This window comes from Bradyrhizobium sp. LA6.8 (assembly GCF_040547935.1).
GTDB classification, from domain to species: Bacteria; Pseudomonadota; Alphaproteobacteria; order Rhizobiales; family Xanthobacteraceae; genus Bradyrhizobium; species Bradyrhizobium barranii.
In genome coordinates, this window is record NZ_JBEPQQ010000002.1 from 230,944 (window position 1) to 257,905 (window position 26,962).

Consider the following 26,962-nt stretch of genomic DNA (forward strand, 5'->3'; position numbering starts at 1 on the left):
AAATAAGAATACGTAATGGGGGAGGAGAAATTGTTTCACGTTGCAAGGCGCCGCATTCTGGCCGCGCTGACGGCCGCGACTTTCGCCGTGTTGCCGCTGGAAGCCGGCCGCGCGGCCTATCCGGAGCAATTGATCAAGATCATCGTGACCTTCCCGCCCGGCGGCAGCGCCGACACCGTCATCCGTGCGCTCGAGCCGCTGGTCACCGCGGAGCTCAAGCAGAGCCTGGTGATCGAGAACCGCGCCGGGGCAGGAGGCAATATCGGCATGGCCGCGGTGGCCCAGGCCAGGCCCGACGGCTACACGCTCGGCGTCGCGCCGGCGGGCGCGCTGACGGTGAACCCGCACCTCAATTCGTCGATGCCGTTCGACCCCAAGGATCTCGCGCCGATCACCCTGCTGGCGGAAATTCCCTTTGTGCTGGTCGCGTCCGCGGACGTGCCCGCGCACAATGCCGCAGAGACGATCGCGCTCGCCAAGGCGAAGCCGGGCGCGCTGTCGATCGGGCATGGCGGCAATTCGACAGCGATGCATCTGACGGCCGCGCTGTTCACGCAGAAGGCGGGGATCAGCATGGAGCTCGTTCCGTATCGCGGGACGGCGCCGGCAGCGGTTGATGTCCTTGCGGGACACGTTCCCTTCGCGGTGCTGGATATTCCCGCATCGAGGCAATTGATCCTCGAAGGCAAGCTCAACGCCGTCGGCGTTTCGTCGGCGCGCCGGCTTCCATCCTTGCCCGATGTGCCGACGCTTGCCGAGAGTGGCATCGCGGGCTTCGAATCCGTGGGCTGGTTCGGGCTCGTTGCTCCCTCAGGCACGCCTGCGGACGTCATCAGCAGGCTGAACGAGGCTTTCACAAAAGCCCTGAAAGACCCGGTGGTGGCCGAGAAAATCCGGACCCTCGGCGCAGAGCCCGCGCCGACCTCGCCGGAGCAGTTCGGCCGCTTCATTCAGAGCGAGAGCACGAAATGGGGCAAGCTCATCAGCGAGGCCGGCATCAAGGCGAACTAGGCCGTGTACCTATAAACCCGGTGCGACATGTGACTGGTGGCTTCGTCGGCTTTGCTCCTATAACCGAAACCACCATGATCGCGGCGTGCTAATCGAACCTCGTGGTGCCAAACGGAGGCCGTATGAGTCAGTTGAGGTCCATGTACCCACCCATCGAGCCCTATAGCGCTGGCACCCTCGACGTTGGAGAAGGTCACCGGGTTTATTACGAACGGGTGGGGACGCCGGGCGCGAAGCCGGCGGTCTTCCTGCACGGCGGACCGGGCGGAGGTTTGTCCCCTGAACATAGGCGTCTGTTTGATCCCAATCGATATGATGTCATGCTCTTCGATCAGCGAGGATGTGGGCAATCAACTCCGTATGCGGGGCTCGAAGCGAATACGACTTGGCATTTGGTATCGGACATCGAGCGCTTGCGTGCACTTGCAGGCGTCGACAAATGGCTCGTGTTCGGTGGCTCGTGGGGATCGACTCTCGCGTTAGCTTATGCAGAAACGCATCCCGACCGCGTCAGCGAGCTTGTTCTCCGTGGCGTCTACACCGTCACCAAGGCGGAGCTGCAATGGTACTATCAGTTCGGCGTTTCAGAGATCTTTCCGGAGAAGTGGGAAAAGTTCCAGGCACCGATACCCCTGAGCGAGCGAGGCGACATGATTGCGGCGTATCGCAGCCGGCTGACGGGCGACGATCGAGCCATCCAGCTCGAGGCAGCCAAGGCTTGGGCTATTTGGGAGGGCGAAACGATCACGCTGCTGCCTAATCCAGCATTCTCGACATCGTTTGGCGACGACCAATTTGCGCTCGCGTTTGCGCGATTGGAGAACCACTATTTCGTTCACGATTGCTGGCTGGAGGATGGGCAACTTCTGCGCAACGCTCACCGCATCCGCGGTATCCCGGGAGCCATTGTTCACGGCCGCTACGACATGCCCTGTCCAGCCCGATATGCGTACGCGCTGCATAGGGCGTGGCCTGAAGCCGCATTCCATCTGGTCGAGGGTGCAGGTCATGCTTGGTCGGAGCCAGGTATCCTCGATCAACTGGTGCGCGCCACCGATCGCTTCGCGACAGCACTATGAAGAGGGCAACGACGAAGTCGGAATAAATCCGGGCGCAGAAGAGGAGAATCATCCGTTGGCGGCGGGCTGGTCTCTGGGGCCGCATCATCGACACGCTGGGTGCTTGCTACTCCACGTAAGAAGAGCGTCTGCGACACGTCGATTGTCCGCGTGCATCAGCACGGAGCGCTTCTTCAACAGGATCAAGTAATGCCGTCGTGTGGCGACGCGTTATGACACGCTTGCCGCCAACTATCTCGCCTTCGTCCAACTCGCTTCAATCAGGCTATGGCTCGGCGCTAATGAGTCCACGTCCCAGGCCTTCCTCTCCGCCGCTCAAGCTTGCTTGTTCTGACGGAGCTGTGACGGCCAGCCGATCCTGACCAGGGTCTCGTCCGGGTCCGACAGCGCAAACTCGTACATTCCCCACGGCGTGTCCTCCGGCCCCCGTCCGTTGGCCAACTCGCCCGAAAACTCTCGCGCGAGTTCGTCGACGGCCTCGGTGTAGAGATAGAGGCCGAACGGGTTGCGGCCTCTGATCAGCCAGCCTTCGACGGCATCGGTGAGATGGAGATGGCCGCCCTTTCCATCGGAGAGGATGCGATAGCTGTCCTCACCGTCCTCCGGCTTGTCGCCGTCCGCGCGCGTAAAACCGAGCCGGGCGTAGAATTTCTCCGAGGCGGCGAGGTCGTTGCAGGGAAGGATGGACGTCAGTGCGTGAGTTGGAGGCATGCGAATCCCTTTGCGTTAGACCGCCGATACGTGGGGACGGAAGGTTCAAAGTCGTCACGGCCCGCCGTCCCGACCAGTTTGCGTCCTGTTGAAGGCGACCTTATAACCTCGCGCAGGTGCCGAAGGGGCGCCTTCCCGCACAAGAGGCTCTCACCCTTCGAGAGGTTGTCCGTTTTCCTCCGGCGATCCGGTCCCTTCGATCGGTATCGGGGAGGGCCAGCGATGACGAGCCCTTTGTTCGGCGCGCCGGCCCTGAGGTGGCTTGGCTCGCGGCGATGCTGGATTGGGAAGATATCGATCCAGGGCGTCTTCTTTGCCCGACACTTTGGATCGTTGGCCGGCAAAACCCGGCCGCGCTCGCGAGCGCGCAGACCATCGGGACTGCATTGCAGTCGACCAAAGTACAGCTCGTGATCCTGGACGGCTTGACCCATGAAGCCGAACTGAGTGCGGTCGATCTCGTCCTGCCTCGAGTTCGTCAGTTTCTGCATGGCGGGTCATCATCATGACGGCCGGTGACTTACTCGGTTCGACCGTGAACGCGAAGCCGCTGTCGTGCGGGGGCACGCGCCCGGTGCCCCCGCGACCAGAGCGGTGACAGGTTGAACCTGCTACCGTCACGGCCCGACCAACAGCATCCCGCCAACCGGCAGGGAGCGAGGTGTTTCACGACGATGTTCGACAAAACCTACCGGCAGCGCCTCGAGGCTGATCTTGCGCAATGGGAAGCCGACGGCGTGATCGCGCCGGCGGCGGCCACCTCCATCCGCAGCGCGCTGCCGCCGCTCTCGCCCGGCATCAACATCGCCGTCGTCGTTGCCATCGTCGGCGGCCTCTTGATCGCAGCCGCCTTCCTCGCCTTCGTCGCGGCGCACTGGACGGAGATCGCGCGGCTGCTGCGGTTCGCGATCCTGATCGCCGGCATGGTCGTCGCCGGCGGCCTCGGAGCGTGGTTCGCCGCGACGGGCCGCACTGTTCTCGCCGATCTCTGCGCGAGCATCGGGGCGATCATCTTCGGCGCGGGCATCGCGCTGGTCGGCCAGATGTATCATCTCGGCGAAGACTTCGCCGACGGCATGCTGCTGTGGTCGATCGGAGCATTTGCGGCCGCACTGCTGACCGGATCGCGCGGCGCGCTTGCGGTCGCCCTCGTCGCGGCCTGCCTCTGGACCTGCATGCGCAACTATGATGCGCCTGATGTCCTGCATCTTCCGTTCGTGGCGGTCTGGCTGATCGCCGCCGCGCTCGCGCTTGCATGGAATTCCCGCGTGGCGGCCCATCTCGTCGCGGTCGCGCTGCTTCCGTGGTGGATCGCGACATCGCTCCGCTTCGAGCTCGACGGTGCCCAGCCGTCGTTCGTGCTCGCGAACGGCGCCGCGTTGCTGTTCGGCGCCGGGCTCGCGATCGCCGCTGCGCCGTCGCCGAGGGCGCTACGCCTCGGAACTGTCCTGTCGATCTACGGAGCGTTTTCGCTGGCCGCCGTCGCTTGCCTGGAGGTGACAACGGTCGATGACATCATTCGCTTCCGGAATAGCACGGTGCCGGCCCAGCCGCTTTGGGCGATCCTGTGCGGGGCCGCGGGCGTGATCCTCGCGCTTGCGTCCGCCGGGATCACCAGGCGTGCAGGTGAAATCCTTGCGGCATGTTCGATCGGGCTGGTCCTGCTCGCGGCGCCGATCTGGCCGGCATCCACGGCCGGCGAGCCCTGGTTCGCCTATGCCGCGCTGCTCTGCGCCATGCTGTGCCTCGTCGTCTCCGGTGTGCTCGATGATGTGCGTCCGCGGATCGTTGCCGGCTGGCTCGGGATCGCCGGCGTCATCGCGGGCATCACCTGGGCGGTAAAGGGCTCGCTGCTGCGCCGCTCGGCTTTCCTTGCCGCGGCCGGTGTGATTGCCGTCGTATTTGCCACCGCGCTCAATCGCGCGCTGCCGAGGGCTCAGCGATGATGGAATTGACCGCGTCCGTGACAAAACTCTGGCAGCACATCCCGAAAGCCGTGCTGTTCGGTGTCGCCGTCCTGCTTCAATGCGCGCTGCTGGTGCTGATGGTCGCCGATCGCATGCAGATCCTGCGCGAAGGCCGTGAGGTGACGTTGCAGACGCAGCCGGTCGATCCCCGCGATCTCCTGCGCGGCGACTATGTCGTGCTTCGCTACGATATCTCGCAACTGCCGGCGGGCACGCTCGCCGGACAGCCGGCGGCCGAGCGCAAGCCCGTCGTGTTCGTCAAGCTCGCGCCGAATGCCAATGGTCTCTACGAGGCCGTCTCGGTGCATGCCGAGCCCGTCACGGTCACGGTTCCCGAAGTGCTGATCCGCGGCCGCGTCTCCTATTACGGCGGAACCTGCGGCTCGGGGCCGCGCGTCTTCTGCGAGAAACTGGCGATCAAATACGGTCTCGAAAGCTATTTCCTGCCCGAAGGCGAGGGCAAGAAGCTCGAGCAGGCCCGCAATCAGCAGAAACTCCGGGTCGTCGCCGCCGTACTCCCCTCAGGCCGCGCCGCCATCAAGCGGCTGCTGCTCGACGGCGAGCCGGTCTATGAGGAGCCGTTGTACTAGGCGCTGATCATTTGGCTTTCAGCCCCCGCCGCAGCACGTCCCACATCCGCGGATCGCTCATATGCGCCACGTTGAAGCGCAGGAAGTCCGATGCCGTCTGCGACACGCTGAAGACGTTGCCCGGTGCGAGCACCACATCCTCTTCGAGCGCGGCGCGCGCGACGGCGGTGGCATCCTGTCCGCCGGCGAGGCGGCACCAGAGGAAGAAGCCGCCGCGAGGCATCAGCCAGGGCTCGATGCCCAGCGCCTGAAGTTTTCGCGCGACGTCGCGGCGCGTGCGCGTGAGCTTCTGCCGGAGCTCGTCCATGTGCTTGCGATAGCTGCCGCCGGCCAGGACTTTGGCGATGATCTCGGTCGCCACCGGGCTCGGGCCGCCAAAACTGGTCGCGACCTGGAGGTCGACGAGGTGCTCGATCCAGTCGGCTCGCCCTGCGATGTAGCCGCAGCGCACCGAGGCCGACAGCGTCTTGGAGAAGCTGCCGATGCGGATCACGCGGTTCAATCCGTCGAGCGCGGCAAGGCGCGGCGAGCGCTCCGGTTCGAAGTCGCCGAAGATGTCGTCCTCGATGATGGTGAGGTCGTGCGCCGTGGCTGCGGTCAACAGCCGGTGCGCGGTCTGGAGCGAGATCGTCGCGCCGGTCGGATTGTGCAGCGCTGAATTGGTGATGTAGAGCCGCGGCCGCTCAGCCGCGAGGATCTGCTCGAAGCGCGCGATATCGGGGCCCGACAGCGTAAAGGGCACGCTGACGATCTTCGCCTGATGCGCTCGCAGCAGGGCGCGAAAATTGAAGTAGCAGGGATCGTCGACCAGCACGGTGTCGCCGGGACGGAGCAGGAAGCGGCAGATCAGGTCGGTTGCCTGCGTGCCTGACCCGGTCAACATCAACTGGTTGATCGATGCCTCGATCGCGTCTTCGGCGAGGCGCGCGAGCAGCAGCCGGCGCAGGGCAGGGGAGCCGCTGGTGCTGCCGTAATTGGTCAGCACGCTCGCGTCGGTGCGGGCAAGCGCGCGCGTGGCGCGGCGCAACGCCGCCTCCGGCATCCACTCCGGCGGCAGCCAGCCGCAGCCGGGTTTTGGTACGGCATCGTCCGTGTCGAGCGATTGTCGGGAAACCCAGAACGGATCAACTTCCCGGTCGCGGCGGGGCTCGACTTCGGTCAGCGCCAGCGGCGGGGTGACAGCCGATGAGACATAGAAGCCCGAGCCGCGACGGGCGCGGATCAGGCCGTCGGCGGCCAGCCGATCATAGGCTTCGACGACGGTGGACGGCGAAACACCCATTGTCGCGGCAAGGCTGCGGATCGACGGCAGGCGGTCGCCGGCACCGAGTGCGCGGGCCGCGACCTTGGCGCGGATCGCGCCCATCACGTCGCTGGTCCGCGTCCCGCCCCGTCCCTTCGTTTGTGCCTCGCCGCCCAAGGTGTATTACCTTCCATATCCATACAGTTTTGCCGGATTGTACTGGATTGTCGCTGGTCTCGCCACCGGCGACGGCCGATGATCGTGACCCAAAAAGCGAGACGGACATGCAATCTGCAGGCAGTGGCTGGGGCAACGGGCTTCTCGGCGTCATCATCTTCAGCGGCTCGTTGCCGGCGACGCGCGTGGCGGTCGGTGGTTTCTCCGCGCTGTTCCTGACGTCCGCCCGCGCGGTCATCGCGGCACTGATCGGTGTGGCCGTGCTCGGCCTGCTCCGCCAGGCGCGGCCGCGGCGGAAGGATCTCGTCTCGCTCGCCATCGTCTCCATCGGCGTCGTGGTCGGCTTCCCCCTGCTGACAGCGCTCGCACTCCAGCACATCACCTCCGCGCATTCGATCGTCTTCATCGGGCTCTTGCCGCTGTCGACGGCGATCTTCGCGGTGCTGCGCGGTGGCGAGCGGCCGCAGCCGCTGTTCTGGCTGTTCGCTGTGCTGGGCAGCGCCACGGTCGCGGGCTTTGCCCTGTCGAACGACGGCTCGGCCTCGCTCACCGGCGATCTCCTGATGGTCGCGGCCATCGTGCTGTGCGGGCTCGGCTATGCCGAAGGCGCCGCGCTGTCGCGCCGCCTCGGCGGCTGGCAGGTGATCTCCTGGGCGCTGCTGCTTGCGCTGCCGCTGATGGTGCCGGTTGCGATCCTGACATGGCCGTCGACGTGGAGCGGCGTCGGCGTGCCCGCCTGGATCGGGCTCGCCTACGTCTCCGTCTTCAGCATGTTCGTCGGCTTCATCTTCTGGTACCGGGGCCTTGCGGTCGGCGGCATTGCCCGGGTCGGGCAGTTGCAGCAGCTCCAGCCGTTCTTCGGCCTCGCGCTCGCCGGCTTCCTGCTGCACGAGCCGGTCGCATGGAGCATGATCGCCGCGACCGCACTCGTGGTCGTCTGCGTCTTCTTCGCGCGGCGATATGCCTGAGGCGGTGATCGCAGTTCCCGACCAGGGTCTGAAGTTGATGACCTTGATCGAACGCGCTTCCATCTGGTCATTGGCGTGACCATCACCTGGCGCGGTAGTCATGCGACCGCCAACGTTGATCTAGATCAACGTCTATTCTTGCATGCAGTGTCGCACTGGACGGGAGAGTTATCTCCTCGGTGCATCGCGTGCCCTATTTCGCGATCACAGTGACAGCATCCGTCTGGCTGGTCTGCTCGTTTCGCTGATGGGACGGTGATCGGCATCCTCACGCGACGGACCGAAATCCGCAGAAACGTTGAGCAAGGGAAGGAGCACGTCATGCGACACGGAACCAAATTTTGGTTAGCCGGCGCCGTTATTGCCTGCGCAGCCATGGGCTCTGTGCAGTGGTCGGAGGAGGATGGTCTTTCATTCTCGGTTCAGAGCGCACAGGCCCGCGTAGGGCGACCAGCGACCCCAGTGAGTGTCGCCGGCGTCGCGCGGCGAACGACGCGCCGCGCCGTAGTCGGTGGAGCGGCCGTAGGCGCCGCTGTCGCGGCACCAACGTGCGCCCGCGTGCTGGTCAATGGCGCCTGGGTCTGTCGCTAGGAGGGCTCTGTCCTTCATGGGGGTGATCGCAGCGAGCGCGCTCGTGGTTGTGTGCGTCTTCTTCTTCGCGCGGCGGTGGGCGTGAGGCCTGTGCCTCACGCCTGCCCCATCACCGTCCGCGTCAGCGCGCTCCTTGCAAACTTCTTCAGCGGCATCGGCTTGCCGAACAGAAAACCCTGCACGAGGTCGAAGCCGAGCTCGTTGGCGGCGACGAGGTCGGCGCGGCTCTCGACGCCTTCGGCCACGGTGCGCGCGCCGTAGGCGTGCGCGAGCTCGACGATGTGACGGCACACCGTGCGCTTCAGCCGATCGCTGCCGCTGCCGGTGACGAAGTGCCGGTCGGCCTTCAGCTTGATGAAGGGAATCTTGTCCAGATCCATCAGTGACGGCCAGTTGGCGCCGAGATTGTCGATCGACAGGCCGATATTGTGCAGGCGCACCTCGCGGGCGACCTCGACCAGGAATGCGAGATCGCGGATCGCCTCCTCGCTGTCGATCTCGATCGTCAGCCCGCCGAAGGCCGGATGCGTCGGCATGCGGCGGCAGAGATCACGCACCGCCAGCGGCTCCTTCAGATATGACGTCGGCAGGTTGATCGAGAGATCGACCGGGCTCTGCTGCTCCAGGAGATAGTGCCAGTCCTGCAAGGCGCGCTCGATCACGAACTCCGAGAGCTCGCGCAAATGCGGATCGTGCTCTTCGGGGATGAAGTAGGCGGGTGGCACCACGCCCCAGGTCGGATGCCGCATCCGCACCAGCGCCTCGGCGCCGCTGCGGACCAAGGTGCGCGCGTCGATCTTGGGCTGGTACCAGAGCTCGAGCCAGCCGGCGTGAAGGGCCTCGCCGACATACACGGCCGGGCTCGGCGCCGGCTCGTCCGGCAGCAGCATCGCGACGCGCTCGCGCAGCGTCTCGGCGGCAAAGGGCGTGGTCAGTGGCGGCAGCATCGCGAGGCCATACTCCTCGCCGACCTGCTGCACGGCCCTGACGATGATGGACTCGCGGGCGCCGACGGCGAGAACCTTGCCGTCGAAGGCCTCGCGCACCAGCGTCTCCAGAAACGTGCCGGGCTCGATGCCGTCGGCGGCGATGCCGAGCAGGATCAGGTCCGGCAACTCGCGGGTCAGCACGGTCTGCAGTTCGTCCGCGCTGGCGCATTCGCTGGTGACGAAACCAAGATCCTCCAGCACCTCGGCGAGGAATGCGCGCAGATGGCGCTTGCCGTCGGCGACGCATGCGCGCGGCGTTACCTTTCGCCGTCCGAAGGTTTTGGGCCTCCGTCCGGCGAGCTCAACAAGTTCATCGTTCATCGCAAACCACTCCCGTTCCGCGACAGGTGTTAGCGATGGGAGCAGTTTCAAATATGGAGAGCTTCAGTCGATTGTTGAATTATCTGGGTAACGTTAAAGCCCGCATCACGTCTAAAATTGTCTGGATATTCTTCCAGAAGTTTTTACGTCTGCCCGCGCGTCGCGCGCGGGCGTGCGGCAATCCCGCGCAATTTTTGCAAGACGCGGCTTGGCTGCGGACACGCGCGCTGTCCTGTAATCGGACGAGGTCGCGCGCACTTCGCCCAATTGAATAATGGACGCCTCAATTGCCTGTGGCCGTGGCGTGCTGGGTCATGCAGTACCAGCTCGCGACCGCGACTCAGGACGGGAAACGCCTTGTAGAATCCGTGCTTGTCGAGCTGCGCATTCAGCTCATTCAACGCGCTACGAGCCGCTCGCGTTTCGCGCGGCGCTGGCGCGCGCGTACAATGCCGCCATCGTCGATGTCCGCCGGTTCGATCTCATCGCAACCTCCTTCCCGTCGCTCTTGCGGTGCATCGCAGGATCGACGCGATGGCAGCGATGGGGGAGTTCATTTTCACGCGATGCGCGCATGTTCCATGGTTTACGCGTGACAGTTCTGCGACAACGTGGCCGGCTGCCGCGGCGCAAATGTGAAGCACATCACATGTGTCTTGCTGCACCTGCGCTATTGCTGTGCGCAGCCGGTGGTGGGCTGTCGAGGATTACAGCAATGACGACGCGGCGATTGATGTATTGGTGGTTCAGATTCGTTCTGTCAGGACGATTTACCGATCGCTTCCTGTGCCTGCCGCGGGCGGAGTAGCCGCGCCGCAATATCAGGTTTGCCCGATCAATTTGCGAAACGCCGCCGCGCCGTCCTGCACGGCGTCGCGTCCCTTCCAGGCCAGATAGGACAGCTTGCCGCCGAGCGTGTCGTGGCTGCGCAGCCGGCGCGAGCCGAGAATGTGGCCGACATTGGAGGGGAAACGGCTCACCTCGGCGGACACCAGCGCCGCGATCGCATCCATCAATTGCTGGAGCCGGGCGCCCCATTCGCAACCCTCGATGCCGTCGATGCGGACCTTGAGCGCATATTCGGTGTCGTAGATGTCGGCGAGCAGGTCGCGGGCGACCAGCACGCGGTTGTGCTTGAGCGCGACCCGCAGGGCGAGCCGCTTGTCGTCGAGCCGGTCGAGCACCATGGGAACGACGCAGGCATAGGGCGTGGCGGCGACGTCGGCCACGCTCTTGCTCGCGGCGATCCTGGTGGCAAGGCGCACCAGCTCCCAGGACGTCTTCAGCCGCCTCGCCACCAGCGCCAGCGCAAAGGGCAGCGCGTCCGGGTGGGACTTCCTGAAGGCATCGAGTTGCGCGGTGATCTGGGCAACCTGGCCGTCGTCGAATTTCGCGATCTTCTCGGGCAGCTTTTCGTTGAACTTCGGCAGCGCGTCGCCGGCGCGCAGCACCTGCTGCATTTTCCTCACGTCGTCGAAGGCGGTGCGCGAGGCCGTGTATTGCGTGAGCTTGGCGCGTGCGAACTCGGTGCTCTCCGCCGATGCGAGGGTGTTCTCGAGGACCTTGAGGACCTTGGTCTGGAAGGTCGACGCGGTTTTCAGCACTTCCTTCGGGTTGTTGGCGGTGACCTGGTCGTTGATCGCCTTGATGTAGTCGCGCGCCATGGTCGGCAGCAGGTCGCGGCAGATCCACTCCCAGATGGGCGTGAGCGTGTTGCGTGAAATCCGCCCCGCATTAGCATGCTCGGGTGCGCCGTCGATCAGGAGCAGTTCGAGCGGCGCGAAGAAATAGCGCGAGGGACTGGTGGCGCGTGCCTGGGTCGATCCGTCCTTGCGGAACTCGGCGCGCAACTTCGCCTGGATGTCGGACGAGCCCGGCATGTCGATGCCGCACAGTTCGAGCCGCTCGAGCTCGCTGAGCAGACAGCTGCGCGAGAGCGGCGTCAGCCTCTGCAAGAACTCGGACAGCCGATCGATCTCGTTCATGGCACGCAATCTTCCGCAGCGTTTCCCGCAGGCCTACCGGCCTCATGCGTGGAGGCATTTGCGCGCTCTCAATCGTGACTAAGAGAAGCAAGTCATTGTTAATTTATCCGTAAAAACCGGGAGGCGCGGGCGCCCGCTGGGGAGCGTTGGTTAAGGAGGCATTTCGTCGCCTGCTCAAGTTTTGGGCGAAAACCTCAACCTATGCGTGGTCGATTACGTGGTTACTCAAGCATAAATTGTGCCTGCGCCGGCATTTCGGCACAAAACTGCCAAAATTACCGTAGTCTTACGGAGCAAAAAGTTAACCACAGACCGGCCTCGGTTCCGCTAAACGAGTCACATGGGGTCACAGAACGATACGGCCACCGATTCGCGGCCGTCGGAATGGTTCGAAAGCAGCTCTGCTCCGACCGAAGAGCTCGATTTCGCCCGCCTGAACGCGGTCCGCGCCAAGGCCGCCGACGAGATGGCCAGCGCCATCGCCCGCGAGCTCAACGGCCCCCTGACCGCGCTCCTGCTCTACATGGGCGAGATCAAGCACCACAGCGACCAGCTCGCGCCGGTTACGGCCGATCGGGCCTATTTGCAGCGCGTGGTAGAGAATGCGCTGGCGCAGACCGAACGCGTTTGCGGCGTGGTCAAGCAGCTTGCCGGCCCTCATAGGGATGCCCTGCCGATCCAGTCCAGGACCGAGGGCGCCGAATTGAACGCCGCCCGCGCACAGCAAGCGCAGCGTGTGCCGAGCACCGAGTTGCTGGGCCTGTCGGGCCAGAAGCGGCTGACCAAGCGCGAACGCGAGGTGCTGAGGCTGATCAGCGAGGGCTACTCGAACAAGCAGGGCGCGCTGCGGATGCAGATCAGCCCGCGCACGTTCGAGAGCCATCGCGCCGAGGCGATGCGCAAGCTCGGCGCGCGCAACACCGCGGACCTCGTCCGTGCGGCGCTGCTGCATTCGATCGATTGAGGTTCTGTCCTGCGCCGCCGCGCGGGCGATCAAGCCTGAGAATGGCTTGGGGCCCCGATGGGCTCAGAGATAATCCTCGGCGAAAGGGCGTACCCGCGACGGCGGTCGCAGCGACTTGGGCTCTTCCTTCGGCGCGCTCGGAATGATCGTGATGGTCCAGCGCGGCGGCATGCTTGATTCCTGCTCCAGCACCGAGCGAACGAAACCAGTCACCGTCGCCTCGCCAGCCTTCACCGTCGCCGTCCTGCCGTTGAACTGTGCGATGCGGAAGCGACGGACCTCTTTCTGATCCGCAGTCTCATAGGTGAACATGGAAACCCTCCTGGTTTCCGGCGACTATCGCCACCTATGATTAGCCATCTGTGAAAATCCCAAACCGTAGAAGTACGGCGGGCTTGGCGCGGTTTTGGTCAGAGTGTTTTCGAGCGAAGTGGATACGGTTTGCGCAAGCCCCGCTCCGATTCCATCGAAACGAAAAAGGTTCTAGCCCTGCGGCTCCTGTGCGCGCGCGGCGGTGTAGGCGGCATCCATCAGGTCGAGGAGACCGTGGAATTCGGCCTCGCCAAGCGTCTCCGCGGTCTGCTCCAGCCGCAGCGCCAGCGCCGCAAGCCTGACATAGCCGAACGTTCCGGCCGCGCTCTTCAGCGAATGCGCTTCGCGGGTGATCCTGGCGAGGTGCCGCGCGAGCGAGAGCGTGCGGAACAGCTGCAGGCGCGCGCAGGTCTCGCTCCAGAACACGTCACGGACTTCACAGGCTCCGTCCTCGCCGATCTCCCGCACCAGCGCTTCGTAGGCACCCGGCTCGCGCGCGGGCGCGGCATCGAGCGCTTTTGGCGTCGGCGCGGCGGTCACTTCAAACATGGCTTTGGCCTGTCCTGGTCACGGTTCGTCTGCCGCGGGCCTGTACGGCGCGAGGCATGCCCCGTGTCTAGGGCATCCGAATTTCAGTTCCGGTAGCAGGACGATCCGTGTTTGCAGGCCGGCGTTAGCCGCCGGTTTACCAAGGCGCCGGTCAGCGCGGGCCGAGCAGCCGGTCGTACTGCGCCTTCACGGTGGCGTAGCATTCGCACGCCGTCTGGCGCAGGCCGTCTAGGTTGAGGATCTGGATGTGCCCGCGGCTGTAGTGGATGAAATTGGCGTGTTGCAACGTATTGGCGACCAGCGACACGCTGTTGCGGCGCGCCCCGATCATCTGCGCCATCGCCTCCTGGGTCAGCAGCAGCCGGTAGTCGCCCGACAGGTCATGGGTGTGCAGCAGGCAACGCGACAGCCGCGACTCAACCGGATGGGCGGCGTTGCAGCCCGCGGTCTGCTGGACCTGTGCGTAGACGGCCAGCCCGTGACGGGTGAGCAGCGTCCGCAAGGTGCTGCTCTGGTCGGCCGCGTCGCGCAGCCGGTCGAGGTCCATCACGGAGGCGGCACCGGGGACCAGCACGATTGCCGTGTTCAGCGCGCAGGCATCGCCCATGGTCGAGAGCGTTCCGAGCAGGCTGTCGCGGCCGACCATGGCGACCTGCACATGCTCGCCCTTGGCGAGTTTCACCACCAGCGAGATGACGCCGCGGTGGGGAAAGTAGGCGCGTTTGAGCGTCTCGCCGGTCTCCACCAGGATCGCTTCGTGCGGCAGATCGATCATGCGCAAATGCGGGCGGATCAATTCGTAATCCTCCGCCGACAGTGCGGACAGGAAACCGTTGGATGGGCGCACCATCGTTTCCAAGACTGCCTCCGTCTCGTCAGCCCCCGAACTCGAAGCGAACGGGCTGCTCGCTGCCGGATAAGTTTGATCATGTTCTCGTCGGGATATATTGGCAATTGGGACAAGATGTCCGGTTGCGATGGCGCCCCCGCTGCATTGTGTGCACACCGGCATGCAGCAGGCCGGTTGCGCCGGGCTATCTTCACCGCGGGGCTCCCAGCAGGCGGGCGTGGCAGCCCTTCACCGCCGCATAGCAGTCGCAGGACCTCGTCTCCAATGCGTGCTCGTCGACGATCGCGATCTGGCCGCGGGTGTAGTGAATGATGCCGGCGCGCTGGAGCGCATTTGCGACGAGGGAAATCGCGTTGCGCCGTACGCCCATCATCTGCGCCAGCGTCTCCTGTGTCAGCGGAAGGAACTTGCTATCGGACAGGTCGCGGGCACGCAGGAGCCAACGCGCCAGTCGCGCTTCGACCGGGTGCACCGTATTGCACAGCACCGATTGCTGCGCATGCGCGAGCAGCGCCTGCTCGTGGCGGATCATCAGGCCGCGAAACTGCGCGCTTGCGGCCGCCACCGCCCGGAAGGCCGCGATTTCGAGCACAGACGCAGTGCCGGGGAAGAGCACGGCGGCATCCGTCGGTGCGATGCCGTCGGCAAGGGCGGCGCCGGCGCCGACGGCGCTGTCGCGGCCCAGCATCGCGACCTCGATCATCTGTCCCTCGGAGAGACCCACCGTGATCGAAACGGATCCGCCGTGCGGGAAGTAGACATGTCGCAGCGCGGCGCCTGCCTCGGCCAAGACAGATTCCCTGACCATTTCGACTGTCGCGAGATGGGGGCGCAGCAGATCGAAATCGGCGACGCCGAGCATTTGCAGCAACTGGTTGGACGGGTGGCCGCTCGCGGTCATGCAGGTCTATCCGGCGCGTTCATTAGGACGATCGGGCGCCGCGCCCTGTGCGTCATCCAGTTGCACGGCGACCAAAACATATTGTAAAGGTTGTGGTGCCGTCCATATACCCGTTGGGGGGCAGACAGGCTGCGGCATTTGCGGCGGAAATTGAGAAACGCACGCTGATCCGCGCGTCAATTAGGGGCGTCCTTCTTGCGCCGGGCGGCAGGAAAAAGCGGCAAGAGGGCTGTCATGAGCCGCTAGCATCGCATCTGCGCCGTCATCGGACCCCGACCGGCACCTGCGGCTTCCCCTCAAGCGCGCATTCTCGCCATCCGGGACTGGTCTGCGCGACTTCGCGACGCCGCGACTGTCGCACCTGCCCGTGATTTCCCGACAGGACCGTTGACGCTTGCGGCCATCAAATGTTTCGACCCCAGCCAGAGGAGAGCGGCGTGGTCCACGGTTCGATGTTTGAATCGCCGAAACGGGAAACTCAAACGGGCACGGCAGGTCTGCACCATATTCTCGTTGTCGACGACGACCCGATGGTGTGCATGGCCATCGAGATCTATCTGCAGCGGAATCATTTCCGGGTGACGATTGCCGACGGAGGAGAAGCCGGCCTCCGCGCTCTCGAGAACGAACAGGTCGATCTGATGATGATCGACATCTTCATGCCGCATATGCGCGGGTTCGAGTCGATCCGGATCTTCCACGAGCACGCGCCGGCTATTCCGCTGATCGCGATGTCCGGCTACGCCTTCGCAAATTTGAACGCGCCCGCACCCGACTTCCTCCGGATGGCGCTGGAGCTGCGCGTTGCCTTCGCAAGCCGTTTACACCGGATGCGATATTCGCGGCCATCAAGGATTGTCTCGCGGAGCATCGTGCTGTCTCCGCAATTGGGTTAGCGCGGTAGCAATCGCGGCGGCCGCGAAATAAGCGTCCGTTTACCGCAAGCGCAGCTGTTGCAGATTGAGCAGGCAAGCAGCGGGCGGCCGCGTGAGCGATTCTGATTGCGCGTGATTTGATTCAATTCGCGCGGCCCGTGCATATCGTCCTTCGCCGACGGGATTTTTCGCGCATGTCGCCGTGTTGTTATCGGAGCGTTTACCTATTGCGTCTGTCGCGTGAGATGCGGCGCCGCTTTTGTCGCAAGACGCTATCGCAGGCCTCGAAGCGCAAACTTGTCTTCAATATCCGTATTAGCACGGAGGCTGAAATTAACGGGACCGTGAAAGGGGTTGTCTAACGATCCAGGCGCGGACCTCCGCCGAACTCCAGGTGCGGCCCAGGCGTCGAAGTCCGGCTCAGTAAGGCGTAGCTCATGGATGATCTGTTGCGGGAGTTTTTGACGGAGACCAGCGAGAGCCTGGACACCGTCGACAATCAGTTGGTGAAGTTCGAGCAGGAGCCGAACAACGCCAAGATCCTGGATAACATCTTCCGCCTGGTCCACACCATCAAGGGCACGTGCGGCTTCCTCGGTCTGCCGCGGCTCGAAGCGCTGGCGCATGCCGGCGAGACCCTGATGAGCAAATTCCGCGACGGCATGCCGGTGACGGCCGGCGCGGTGACGGTGATCCTGTCCTCGATCGACCGCATCAAGGAGATCCTCGCCGGCCTCGAGGCGACCGAAGCCGAGCCCGAAGGCAACGACCGCGATCTCATCGACAAGCTGGAAGCGATGGTCGAGCAGGGCATGGCGGCTATGGCCGCAGGTGCTGTTGCTGATGCACCGCCGCTCGTGCCGGAAGCTCCCACTCCCGTCGAAGCAAAGGTTGCACCGTCGAAAGAAAAAGAAATGACCGAGGGCACGCTGATCGACCAGACCCTGGAGCGCCCCTTACGTCCGGGCGAAGTCTCGCTCGACGAGCTCGAGCGCGCCTTCCGCGAGACCGCGATCGAAGCGCCGGCCCCCGCCGTCAAGGCCGAGCCCGCGCCGGCTGCTGAAGCTCCGGCGCCCGCCGCCAAGGAATCTGCGAAGGAAGCTGCGAAGCCCGCCAAGGAAAAGGTCGCGCCGAAGAAGTCGATGGCCGACGAGGGCGCCGCCGAAGGCGACCGCATCGCCAACCAGTCGATCCGCGTCAACGTGGATACGCTGGAGCATCTGATGACCATGGTCTCCGAGCTGGTCCTGACCCGCAACCAGCTGCTGGAGATCTCCCGCCGCAACGAGGACACCGAGTTCAAGGTGCCGTTGCAGCGCCTGTCCAACGTCACCGCCGAGCTGCAGGAAGGCGTCATGAAGACGCGCATGCAGCCGATCGGCAATGCCTGGCAGAAGCTGCCCCGCATCGTCCGCGACCTGTCGAGCGAACTCGGCAAGCAGATCGAGCTGGAGATGCACGGCGCCGACACCGAGCTCGACCGCCAGGTGCTCGACCTGATCAAGGACCCGCTCACCCACATGGTGCGCAACTCCGCCGATCATGGCCTGGAGACCCCCGCCGAGCGGCTCGCGTCCGGCAAGGGCGAGCAGGGCACCATCCGCCTGTCCGCCTATCACGAGGGCGGCCACATCATCATCTGCATCGCCGACAACGGAAGAGGCCTCAACACCGAGAGGATCAAGGCCAAGGCGATCTCTTCAGGTCTCGTCACCGAGGCCGAGCTCGAGAAGATGAGCGAAGCCCAGATCCACAAGTTCATCTTCGCGCCCGGCTTCTCGACCGCGGCCGCCATCACCTCGGTCTCCGGCCGCGGCGTCGGCATGGACGTGGTGCGCACCAATATCGACCAGATCGGCGGCACCATCGACATCAAGAGCGTCGCTGGCGAGGGGTCCTCCGTCACCATCAAGATCCCGCTGACCTTGGCCATCGTCTCCGCGCTGATCGTCGAAGCCGCCGGCGACCGCTTCGCCATCCCGCAGCTCTCGGTGGTCGAGCTCGTCCGCGCGCGCGCCAATAGCGAGCACCGCATCGAGCGTATCAAGGACACCGCTGTCCTGCGCCTGCGTAACAAGCTGCTGCCGCTGATCCACCTCAAGAAGCTGCTCAAGATCGACGACGGCGCGGCCAGCGATCCCGAGAACGGTTTTATCGTGGTGACCCAGGTCGGCAGCCAGACCTTCGGCATCGTGGTCGACGGCGTGTTCCACACCGAAGAGATCGTGGTGAAGCCGATGTCGACGAAACTGCGTCACATCGACATGTTCTCCGGCAACACCATTCTGGGCGATGGCGCGGTGATCATGATCATCGATCCCAACGGCATTGCCAAGGCGCTCGGCGCCGCCGGCTCCTCGGCCCATGACATGGGCGACGAGAACGGGGCGCATCACATCGGAAGTGGCGAGCAGACCACCTCGCTGCTGGTCTTCCGCGCCGGCTCCAGCCAGCCCAAGGCGGTCCCGCTCGGGCTCGTCACCCGCCTGGAAGAGCTCCCGGCCGACAAGATCGAGTTCTCCAACGGCCGCTACATGGTGCAGTACCGCGAGCAGCTGATGCCGCTTGTCGCCATGGAGAGCGTCACCATCGCGAGCCAGGGCGCCCAGCCGATCCTGGTGTTCGCCGATGACGGCCGCTCCATGGGCCTCGTCGTCGACGAGATCATCGACATCGTCGAGGAACGGCTCAACATCGAGGTCGGCGGCTCCGCCTCCGGCATTCTCGGCTCGGCCGTGATCAAGGGCCAGGCCACCGAGGTGATCGACGTCGGCCACTTCCTGCCGATGGCGTTCGCCGACTGGTTCACCCGCAAGGAGATGAAGCCGTCGCAGCACTCGCAGTCGGTGCTGCTGGTCGACGACTCGGCCTTCTTCCGCAACATGCTGGCCCCGGTGCTGAAGGCGGCCGGCTACCGCGTCCGCACCGCGCCGACCGCGCAGGAGGGCCTGGCTGCGCTACGTGCACAGAGCTTCGACGTGGTCCTGACCGACATCGAGATGCCCGACATGAACGGGTTCGAGTTCGCCGAAGTGATCCGCTCCGACACCAATCTGGGCGCGATGCCGATCATCGGCCTGTCCGCGCTGGTGTCGCCGGCGGCGATCGAGCGCGGCCGTCAGGCCGGCTTCCACGACTATGTCGCCAAGTTCGACCGTCCCGGTCTGATCGCGGCGCTGAAGGAACAGACCGCGGGCGCCGCCGGCGCCTCCGAGCTGAGCCGGGCAGCGGCGTAAAGGGGACGAGGAGATATCGAGATGAGCAACAAGACCCAGACCACCGAAGGCGCCATGGTCGAATACGTCACCGCGATGATCGGCGGCCAGCTGTTCGGCCTGCCGATCTCCCGGGTCCAGGACGTGTTCATGCCCGAGCGCGTCACCCGCGTTCCGCTGTCCTCGCGCGAGATCGCGGGCGTCCTGAACCTGCGCGGCCGCATCGTCACCGTGGTCGACATGCGTGCTCGGCTCGGCCTGCCCAAGCCCGAGGACGGCAAGACCCCGATGGCGGTCGGCGTCGACCTGCGCGGTGAATCCTACGGCCTCCTGATCGACCAGATCGGCGAGGTGCTGCGCCTTGCCGAGGCCGGCATGGAAGAGAACCCCGTCAACCTCGATCCCCGCATGGCCAAGCTCGCCGGCGGCGTCCACCGCCTCGACGGGCAGCTCATGGTCGTCCTCGACGTCGATCGCGTCCTCGAGCTTAAAACCGAAGTGCAAATGGCAGCCTGAGCTAACCGAAACATCGAAGCCGGAGAACCAAAATGAAGACATGTTTGGTGGTCGATGATTCCAGCGTCGTGCGAAAGATCGCGCGCCGGATCCTGGAAGGCCTGGAATTCGAAGTTACCGAGGCCGAGGACGGCTCGAAGGCGCTGGAGATCTGCCAGCGGCAGTTGCCCGATGCGGTGCTGCTCGACTGGAACATGCCGGTGATGGACGGCTTCGAGTTCATGGGCCACATGCGCCGCCTGCCCGGCGGCGACCAGCCGAAGGTGGTGTTCTGCACCACCGAGAACAACGTGGCTCATATCGCCCAGGCGCTCAGCGGCGGCGCCAACGAGTACATTATGAAGCCCTTCGATAAAGACATCATCGCCGACAAATTCGCTGAAGTCGGCTTGATCCCGGTCGGACAAGCCATGGTCTGAGTATCTGGCCCGAGCGTTTGAGCCAGAGTGTCCCCAGTACAGCTTCCGAGAGGCTATCCGTGACCCCGACCGAGTATGAGTATCTGCGTAAGTTCCTGAGGGATCATTCCGGGCTCGACCTGTCCGCAGACAAGCAATATCTGATCGAAAGCCGGCTGTTGCCGCTCGCCCGCAAGGCCGGGCTCTCCGGGATCGGCGAGCTCGTGCAGAAGCTGCAGGGCGGCTCGAGCGCGCTCGTCACCAGCGTGGTCGAAGCCATGACCACCAACGAGACCTTCTTCTTCCGCGACAAGGTCCCGTTCGATCATTTCCGCGACACCATCATGCCTGAGGTCATCAAGGCGCGCGCCGGCCGACGGAGCGTGCGCATCTGGTGCGCCGCCGGCTCGACCGGGCAGGAGCCTTATTCGCTCGCGATGTGCCTGAAGGAGATGGGCGCGGCCCTGACCGGCTGGCGCGTCGAGATCATCGCCACCGACCTGTCGCAGGAGGTGCTCGAGAAGGCCAAGGCCGGCATCTACAGCCAGTTCGAGGTGCAGCGCGGCCTGCCGATCCAGATGCTGATGAAATATTTCAAGCAGACCGGCGAGACGTGGCAGATCAATCCCGAGCTGCGCGCGATGATCCAGCACCGGCAGCTCAACCTGCTGCATGATTTTGCCCAGCTCGGCACCTTTGACGTCATCTTCTGCCGCAACGTGCTGATCTATTTCGACCAGGATACCAAGATCAACATCTTCAACCGTCTCGCCCGCCAGATCGAGGGAGACGGCTTCCTGGTGCTGGGTGCAGCCGAAACCGTGGTCGGACTGACCGACACGTTCAGGCCGATCCCGGATCGTCGCGGCCTCTACAAGCCGAACGATCCGCGTGCAGCGGCAACCAAACCGGCTCTCGCCGGCGCCGCGCCGCCGCGCATGGCGGTGTTGGCAGGACGATAGGCATGGCAGAGGATGGCAAGGGCGCGGAGCGCGTCACGTTCAGTCGTGGCTATGATGTCTGCATCATGGCGATCGACGGCACGTGGCGGCGCGACTGCAAGCTCAATGCGATTTCCGACACCGACGCCATCCTCACGGTGGATGGCTCGATCCAGGGATTGAACCTGAAGGAATTCTTCCTGCTGCTGTCGTCGACCGGGCTCGCTTATCGTCGTTGCGAGCTGGTGCGCGTCAACGGCGCCGAAATGGACATCCAGTTCCTGCGCGGCAAGAACCGGAAGAAGCGCGGCGCCGCCGGCGGCCGTGACGAGGCAGCCTGATCGCCAAATAGGCGTCGTCCCGCGCGCCCCGTCGCCGCTTTCCGCGACGTTGGTTCATATTTGCTAAAACATCCGGACGAATTCGCCGCACCGGCTTTACGTGGCCTAAGCGCGAGCCGTGTAGCAATTGCCCGTCTCAATCTCAGGATACGGCAATGCCCCGAAGCTCCCTCTCTCCCATCCCGTCAAATCTGCCCGACGTCGCCGAGCGGCGTGCGCTTCAGCTTCTGGTGGTCGACGACGACGCCACGCAGCGCAGCCTGATCACGGTCGCCGCCAAGCAGGCCGGCCATGAAGTCACGGTGGCGCCGTCCGTCGCCGAGGCGATCGAGAAGCTCCGCGCCGCCCGCTTCGACTGCGTGACGCTCGATCTCGTGCTGGAGGATGGCGACGGCATCGACGTGCTGCGCGAGATGGCGGCGGCGAAATTCGCAGGCCATGTGATCGTCATCAGCGGTATGGACGGCAAGCGTCGCAGCGCCGCCCGCAGCTTCGCCCGTTCCGTCGGGATCCAGCTCCAGGGCCTGCCGAAGCCGCTCGATCTCGCCGCGCTGCGGATCAGCCTCGCCAATCTCGGCAAGACCGCAATGGGGCTGCCGGCGATCCACACCTGGGGTGGCGTCGCTACCGACGCGATCGTGGAACGGCACCGCGCCTAAGGCGCGGAGCTGCCATGCGATCGGACGCGGGCACTGCGCCGCGCCGGTCGCAATTCAAGCCGGATTGCCGGATTCAGACAGGTATTGCAGGGCGTGGCCGAGGCCTGCCCGGCAGGCGTTGAGAGCGGCGTTCGCGGTGGCATAACGCGGCGTGACGTCGTCGAGTATGAAGACGTCGGCGGAACCTTCCGGATCGTTGCTGTGTTCTTGATCCATGGCTGCGGCGATCCGGCGCATACTGGTCTCGATCTGCGCGATCAGCAAGCGAAGGTCGGCGGCGATCAATCGTTGGCTGTCGGCCTCGGATGTTGCGACCAGCGGCAGCGTATCGGCCAAATTTAGCATGGATATTCTCCGTCTCCTGCAATTAGGCGCAATGCCGCTACTTGTGCGTTAAGTCTATGTCCCGTACAAATACGGGTGGGCCGAATCCGCGCCGAACGCCATAACGGTTGGCGCGGACGCGAGTCCGTAATGCCAACTGGATGTGGCACATGGCCGAGCAAACCTCTCGTGGTGAAATCTTCGTGGTCGACGACGACCCTGCGGTTCGCGACACCTTGTCGATGGTGTTGAAGGCGGCGGGTTATGAGGTGATCTGTTTTGCGGACGGCGCAGCGCTGCTCTCCGTCGCGCGGAACCGTACGCCGGCTGCGATCCTGCTCGACGTGCACATTCCCGGAAAGTCGGGCCTCGACATTCTGAAGGAACTGCAGGGCGAAGATTATCCGGCGCCGATCTTCATGATCTCCGGGCAGGGCGACATCTCGATGGCGGTGGGCGCCATCAAGAGCGGCGCGCTCGATTTCATCGAAAAGCCGTTCCGCGGCAGCGAGATCGTCGGCCGGTTGGACGAGGCGATCGGAGCCTATGCACGCAGGCAGGCAGAGAGCGTATCGCCGAAATTCTCTTCGCTGCACTTCCCCGGACGCGAGCCGTTGACGCGGCGTGAACGCGAGGTGCTCGAGCAGTTCGCTTCCGGTGCGTCCAACAAGGAAGCCGGCCGCACGCTCGGCATCAGCCCACGCACCATCGAGGACCATCGCGCCAACATCATGAAGAAGCTCGGGGCGCGCAACGCCGCCGATCTGATCCGCATCGTGATGACCGCGGCCCAGCGCGCGTCGTAACGCGACTGGCCATCTCTCTCGTGCCCCGGACGCGGCGCATCATGCAATGATGCGCTGCTGAGCCGGGGCCCATCTCTCCAATGTCACGGCTGATGGTTCTGGGTCCCGGCTCTGCACAGCAGCGCTTACGGCGCTGCAGTGCGTCCGGGACACGAGAGCTGCATATCAGCCGCTCAGCGCCTTGCGGATGATCCGCGCCAGATCGGATTTGCGATACGGCTTCGCCAGCAGCAGCACGCCTAAATCCAGCCGGCCGTGATGGATGATCGCGTTCTCCGTATAGCCTGAGGTGTAGACCACCCTGAGGTCCGGACGCGTCTTCGACACCTCGTCGGCAAGCTGCCGTCCGTTCAACTTGCCGGGCATGATGACGTCGGTGAACAGCAGGTCGAACGGCTTGCCGGTGGCGACGATCGCGAGCGCCTCCGCGGCGTTCGCGGCCTGCAAGGTGACGTAGCCGAGCGAATGCAACTGCGCCAGCACGTAGTCGCGCACCAGCCGGTCATCCTCGACCACGAGGATCGTCTCGTGTCCGCCCTCGATCGTCGACGGCGTCACGCCTTCGCCCACGGCCGCGGCCGTCTTGCCGGGCGGCAGATACATCTTGATCGTGGTGCCGTGGCCTTCCTCGCTGTAGATCTTGATGTGGCCCGTGGACTGCTTGATGAAGCCGTAGACCATCGAAAGCCCGAGCCCGGTGCCCTTGCCCGGTCCCTTCGAGGTGAAGAACGGATCGAACACCCGGGCCAGCATGTGCGCAGGAATGCCCGTGCCGGTGTCGCTCACGGCGATCAGCACATAGTGTCCAGGCCTGACGTCGTTGACGCTGGCATAGACCTCGTCGAGATAGGCGGCGCCGGTCTCCACGATCAGCTTGCCGCCGCCGGGCATGGCGTCACGGGCATTGAGCGCGAGGTTGAGGATCGCGGTGGTGAGCTGGTTGGGGTCGACGATCGCGACGCAGCTCTCGTCCTCGAACACCGATTCGATCTGGATCTGCTCGCCCAGCGTCGGGCGTAACAGCTTTGCGGTGTCGATGATCAGCGCGTTGATGTCGACCTCGCGCGGCTGCAGCGGCTGCTTGCGCGCGAAGGCGAGCAGGTGCTGGGTCAGCTCGGCGCCGCGCCCGGCGGCCTCGTCGATCATCTTCGTGATCGCCGCAAGCTCCGGCTCCTTCGCCACCGCGTCGGCCAGGATCTCGATCGTCCCGGTGATGACGGTGAGGATGTTGTTGAAGTCATGCGCCACGCCGCCGGTGAGCTGGCCGACCGCCTCCATCTTGTCGGCGTGGCGGATGCGCTCCTCGGACGCGATCTTGTCGGTGAGGTCGCGGTAGAACACGTTGAACAGAATGCCTTCGCGGCGTTTCAGCGCCGTGACGCTCAGCTCGGCCCTGAATTCCTTGCCGTCGCGACGGCGAACCGCGAGCTCGCGGCGGCGGTTGAGCGTCTGGCCGTCCTGGGACTCGAGGAAGCGCGCGAGGCCGGCCTTGACCCGCTCCCGCTCGCTCTCGGCGACGATGAGGTCGACCCCATTCCTGCCCAGCGCTTCGTCGCGCCGCCAGCCGAACAGCTCCTCGGCCCGCGAGCTCCAGTTCAGGATGGTGCTGCGCTCGTCGGTCTGGACGAAGGCGTCGAGCGCGGTCTCGACGATATTGCGCGCGAGCAGCTCGCTTTCGCGCAAGGACTCTTCCGCGCGCCTCGCCTCGGTCATGTCGCGTCCGACGAAGAAGAAGCGTTTGGCCTGATCTGACCAGTTGCCGAGCCAGGACAGCCAGACCTCGCGTCCGTCCTTGTGGATGCAGCGGGTGTCGGCGAGCCTGGGGTGCCCGCCGCGCCGGAGCGCGCGCATCTCCTCGCGGGATTGCTCGAGATGCGCGGGATGGATGAAATCGACGCCGCTGCGGCCGATCATCTCGTCCGGCGGGTAGCCGAGCACGGCCTGGCTGCTCGGGCTGACCTGCACGATATGGCCCCGCGAATCCATGATCATGATCAGATCTTCCGAGGCGTCGAACAGCTGCCGCCGTTCCTCGATCTGCTGTTGCAGCGCGCGCTCGGTCCGTCGCGCATCGGTCAGGCGGCGCGCCGTGCCGGACGCGCCGATGATCTCGCCCGAATCGTCCCTGATCGGTGACAGGCTCACCGAGATTTCGACCGGACTGCCATCCTTGCGCAGGCGCACCGTTTCGAAATGCTCGATCCGCTCACCCGTCGCAATCCGCCGCAGATAGTCCTTGCCCTCTTCGCGGCGATCGGGTGGCAGGAGGATCAAGGTCGGCTGTCCGACCGCTTCCTCGGCCGTATAGCCGTAGAGGCGCTCGGCCGCCGCATTCCAGCCGATGATGATGCCATCGAGCGTCTGCATGACGATCGAATCGTCGGAGGATTCGACCGCCGCGCTGAACAGGCGTTCGCGGACGGCGAGCTGGTCGCGCGCGGCCTCGGTGCGCCGCCGCTCCTCGACCTCATGCTCCAGCGCTGCCGTCTTCGCCCGCATTTCATCGATCAGACGGGCAAATGCCCGCGCCAGCACACCGGTCTCGCCGGGGGCGTCGGTTGGAATTCTGATGGAATTGTCCCGACCGAGCCACTCGACCGCCGCAGTGAGCTGCCCGATCGGCCGGGTCAACGACCGCGCCAGCAGCACGGCCAGTATGGCGGCGACCAGCACCGCGATGAGGCCGATCGTGATGGTCGATTTCTCGATGGTGACGGCCGGCGCCATGAAGACGGCGTTGGGCACGACGCGGATGACACCCACCCACTGGTCCTCGGCCAGGATTGCGGGCGCGATCGCGGTGCCGCTCGGCTTGCCGTCACTGCCCGGCACGACCTGGGTCGCACCCAGCGTCGATCCGGTGATGGCAGCGAAATAGGGGAAGTCGTCCTGCCAGCGTGTTGGTGTCCCCAGTTGCGAACCGAACTCGCGGGTGCGATCCGGATGCACGAGATAATCGCCGTTGCGGCCGACCACATAGACCGCTTCACCGTTCCGGATCGATATCCTGATCCGGTCGAACACCTGGCGCATGTCGACATTGACGACGACGATGCCGAACAGCCGGTGATCGGACCCAAACAGGGGCGCCGCGACGCGCAAGGTCGGAACATAGGGCATCTGAACCACGCCGTCGTCGACGTCCAGTTCGACCGGGGAGACGCTGACCTGGTCTTCTGCCAGCTTGATCGCCGCCCGGAAGAAGGAGCGCTCGCCCTTGTTCTGCAAGGCATCGTCGGGAACTGCTCGCACCGCTCCGTTCGGGCCGGAGCGGTCGACGCGCAGATACTCGACGCCGTCGGCACCGATGATGCGGAATTTTGCGTAGGCCGGGTTGGCGCCGACGTCGGCCACGAGGCGCGTCAGCAATCGGTCGCGCCAGGTCTTCTCCGAGAGGTGATCGACCGGATCGACCCCGTCGTTGAAATGGGCATCGATCATGCCGCGCGCGGCGGCACGGGAGCGGAACGTCGCAACGTCGGCGCGAGCGCCGTTCACATGCGCTTCGAGTTGCGAGGCCAGGAGCCGCGAGTGGCCCTCGATACGGTCGAGCACGCGCGGCAGGAAGGCTTGCTCCAGGCTGTAATGGCTCAGCCATCCGACAGCGGCGACCGCAGCCGCGACCAGCAGGATCATTGCGATGGCCAGCCGGGTCGCGAGGGTCATATCGGCCTTCGCG

The 26,962-nt window shown here is 64.8% G+C and carries 24 protein-coding genes and 1 pseudogene; 15 read left to right on the top strand and 10 right to left on the bottom strand.

The window, feature by feature from the left end:
- Window positions 1-30: 30 nt before the first annotated feature.
- Window positions 31-1,011, top strand: a complete 981-nt coding sequence (locus tag ABIA90_RS08215) for a Bug family tripartite tricarboxylate transporter substrate binding protein (protein ID WP_354118496.1) — start codon at window positions 31-33, stop codon at window positions 1,009-1,011.
- 122 nt (window positions 1,012-1,133) lie between these two features.
- On the top strand, window positions 1,134-2,090 hold the full coding sequence (gene pip, locus ABIA90_RS08220) for a prolyl aminopeptidase (RefSeq protein ID WP_354118497.1): 957 nt from the start codon (window positions 1,134-1,136) through the stop codon (window positions 2,088-2,090).
- 315 nt (window positions 2,091-2,405) lie between these two features.
- On the opposite strand, the gene ABIA90_RS08225 is transcribed toward pip, so the two are convergent.
- A complete protein-coding gene (locus tag ABIA90_RS08225) occupies window positions 2,406-2,801 on the bottom strand; it encodes a VOC family protein (RefSeq protein ID WP_354118498.1) in 396 nt (131 codons plus the stop codon).
- 275 nt (window positions 2,802-3,076) lie between these two features.
- Here ABIA90_RS08225 and ABIA90_RS08230 point away from each other — a divergent pair, with 275 nt between their 5' ends.
- The 3 genes from ABIA90_RS08230 (at window position 3,077) to ABIA90_RS08240 (ending at window position 5,358) form a co-directional block, all read left to right on the top strand.
- Window positions 3,077-3,310, top strand: coding sequence for a hypothetical protein (locus ABIA90_RS08230; protein ID WP_354118499.1), 234 nt, complete (start codon window positions 3,077-3,079; stop codon window positions 3,308-3,310).
- 165 nt (window positions 3,311-3,475) lie between these two features.
- Window positions 3,476-4,747 (top strand): DUF2157 domain-containing protein, encoded by a 1,272-nt coding sequence (locus tag ABIA90_RS08235; protein ID WP_354118500.1) that lies wholly within the window; start codon window positions 3,476-3,478, stop codon window positions 4,745-4,747.
- The gene (locus ABIA90_RS08240) at window positions 4,744-5,358 is read left to right on the top strand and encodes a GDYXXLXY domain-containing protein (protein ID WP_354118501.1); all 615 of its coding nucleotides are present in this window, start codon (window positions 4,744-4,746) and stop codon (window positions 5,356-5,358) included. Before ABIA90_RS08235 ends, ABIA90_RS08240 begins: the two co-directional genes overlap by 4 nt.
- Window positions 5,359-5,365: 7 nt before the next feature.
- Here the strand turns inward: ABIA90_RS08240 and ABIA90_RS08245 are convergent, their stop codons facing one another.
- Entirely contained in the window at window positions 5,366-6,724 is a 1,359-nt protein-coding gene (locus tag ABIA90_RS08245) for an aminotransferase-like domain-containing protein (protein ID WP_354118867.1), read from the bottom strand.
- A gap of 161 nt (window positions 6,725-6,885) precedes the next feature.
- Between ABIA90_RS08245 and ABIA90_RS08250 the strand changes: the two genes are divergently transcribed.
- Window positions 6,886-7,746: a DMT family transporter gene (locus ABIA90_RS08250; protein WP_354118502.1), complete on the top strand. Its 861-nt coding sequence runs from the start codon at window positions 6,886-6,888 to the stop codon at window positions 7,744-7,746.
- A 686-nt stretch (window positions 7,747-8,432) separates the two neighbouring features.
- Here the strand turns inward: ABIA90_RS08250 and ABIA90_RS08255 are convergent.
- Together ABIA90_RS08255 and ABIA90_RS08260 are read right to left on the bottom strand one after the other, a co-directional pair.
- A complete protein-coding gene (locus ABIA90_RS08255) occupies window positions 8,433-9,647 on the bottom strand; it encodes an EAL domain-containing response regulator (RefSeq protein WP_354118503.1) in 1,215 nt (404 codons plus the stop codon).
- An 821-nt stretch (window positions 9,648-10,468) separates the two neighbouring features.
- On the bottom strand, window positions 10,469-11,632 hold the full coding sequence (locus ABIA90_RS08260) for a hypothetical protein (RefSeq protein ID WP_354118504.1): 1,164 nt from the start codon (window positions 11,630-11,632) through the stop codon (window positions 10,469-10,471).
- A 340-nt stretch (window positions 11,633-11,972) separates the two neighbouring features.
- Between ABIA90_RS08260 and ABIA90_RS08265 the strand changes: the two genes are divergently transcribed.
- Window positions 11,973-12,596, top strand: coding sequence for a helix-turn-helix domain-containing protein (locus ABIA90_RS08265; RefSeq protein ID WP_063980458.1), 624 nt, complete (start codon window positions 11,973-11,975; stop codon window positions 12,594-12,596).
- Window positions 12,597-12,659: 63 nt separating this feature from the next.
- Here ABIA90_RS08265 and ABIA90_RS08270 read toward each other — a convergent pair whose 3' ends face one another.
- From ABIA90_RS08270 to ABIA90_RS08285, 4 genes are all read right to left on the bottom strand, one after another.
- Complete coding sequence (locus ABIA90_RS08270; protein WP_063980459.1) at window positions 12,660-12,908, bottom strand: hypothetical protein; 249 nt, start codon at window positions 12,906-12,908, stop codon at window positions 12,660-12,662.
- A 171-nt stretch (window positions 12,909-13,079) separates the two neighbouring features.
- A complete protein-coding gene (locus ABIA90_RS08275; RefSeq protein WP_354118505.1) occupies window positions 13,080-13,457 on the bottom strand; it encodes an Hpt domain-containing protein in 378 nt (125 codons plus the stop codon).
- Between the two features lie 151 nt (window positions 13,458-13,608).
- On the bottom strand, window positions 13,609-14,307 hold the full coding sequence (locus ABIA90_RS08280; RefSeq protein ID WP_175618179.1) for a Crp/Fnr family transcriptional regulator: 699 nt from the start codon (window positions 14,305-14,307) through the stop codon (window positions 13,609-13,611).
- A gap of 190 nt (window positions 14,308-14,497) precedes the next feature.
- Entirely contained in the window at window positions 14,498-15,208 is a 711-nt protein-coding gene (locus ABIA90_RS08285) for a Crp/Fnr family transcriptional regulator (protein ID WP_085399711.1), read from the bottom strand.
- Window positions 15,209-15,660: 452 nt separating this feature from the next.
- Between ABIA90_RS08285 and ABIA90_RS08290 the strand changes: the two are divergent.
- The 7 genes and pseudogenes from ABIA90_RS08290 (at window position 15,661) to ABIA90_RS08320 (ending at window position 22,153) form a co-directional block, all read left to right on the top strand.
- A pseudogene (locus ABIA90_RS08290) lies at window positions 15,661-16,112 on the top strand (response regulator).
- 408 nt (window positions 16,113-16,520) lie between these two features.
- Window positions 16,521-19,319: a hybrid sensor histidine kinase/response regulator gene (locus ABIA90_RS08295; protein WP_354118506.1), complete on the top strand. Its 2,799-nt coding sequence runs from the start codon at window positions 16,521-16,523 to the stop codon at window positions 19,317-19,319.
- Window positions 19,320-19,340: 21 nt separating this feature from the next.
- A complete protein-coding gene (locus ABIA90_RS08300) occupies window positions 19,341-19,814 on the top strand; it encodes a chemotaxis protein CheW (RefSeq protein WP_354118507.1) in 474 nt (157 codons plus the stop codon).
- Window positions 19,815-19,846: 32 nt separating this feature from the next.
- On the top strand, window positions 19,847-20,233 hold the full coding sequence (locus ABIA90_RS08305) for a response regulator (protein ID WP_018321619.1): 387 nt from the start codon (window positions 19,847-19,849) through the stop codon (window positions 20,231-20,233).
- Window positions 20,234-20,292: 59 nt separating this feature from the next.
- Window positions 20,293-21,174 carry a CheR family methyltransferase gene (locus ABIA90_RS08310; protein WP_071908599.1) on the top strand — a complete coding sequence of 294 codons (882 nt, stop codon included), beginning with the start codon at window positions 20,293-20,295 and terminating at the stop codon, window positions 21,172-21,174.
- A 2-nt stretch (window positions 21,175-21,176) separates the two neighbouring features.
- Entirely contained in the window at window positions 21,177-21,494 is a 318-nt protein-coding gene (locus tag ABIA90_RS08315; RefSeq protein ID WP_014490546.1) for a hypothetical protein, read from the top strand.
- Between the two features lie 155 nt (window positions 21,495-21,649).
- Window positions 21,650-22,153 (top strand): response regulator, encoded by a 504-nt coding sequence (locus ABIA90_RS08320; protein WP_063980464.1) that lies wholly within the window; start codon window positions 21,650-21,652, stop codon window positions 22,151-22,153.
- Window positions 22,154-22,207: 54 nt separating this feature from the next.
- On the opposite strand, the gene ABIA90_RS08325 is transcribed toward ABIA90_RS08320, so the two are convergent.
- Entirely contained in the window at window positions 22,208-22,498 is a 291-nt protein-coding gene (locus ABIA90_RS08325) for a hypothetical protein (protein ID WP_085398200.1), read from the bottom strand.
- Window positions 22,499-22,647: 149 nt separating this feature from the next.
- Between ABIA90_RS08325 and ABIA90_RS08330 the strand changes: the two genes are divergently transcribed.
- Window positions 22,648-23,283 carry a response regulator transcription factor gene (locus tag ABIA90_RS08330; RefSeq protein ID WP_071916993.1) on the top strand — a complete coding sequence of 212 codons (636 nt, stop codon included), beginning with the start codon at window positions 22,648-22,650 and terminating at the stop codon, window positions 23,281-23,283.
- 165 nt (window positions 23,284-23,448) lie between these two features.
- Here the strand turns inward: ABIA90_RS08330 and ABIA90_RS08335 are convergent, their stop codons facing one another.
- On the bottom strand, window positions 23,449-26,949 hold the full coding sequence (locus ABIA90_RS08335) for a PAS domain S-box protein (protein WP_354118508.1): 3,501 nt from the start codon (window positions 26,947-26,949) through the stop codon (window positions 23,449-23,451).
- Window positions 26,950-26,962 lie beyond the last annotated feature (13 nt).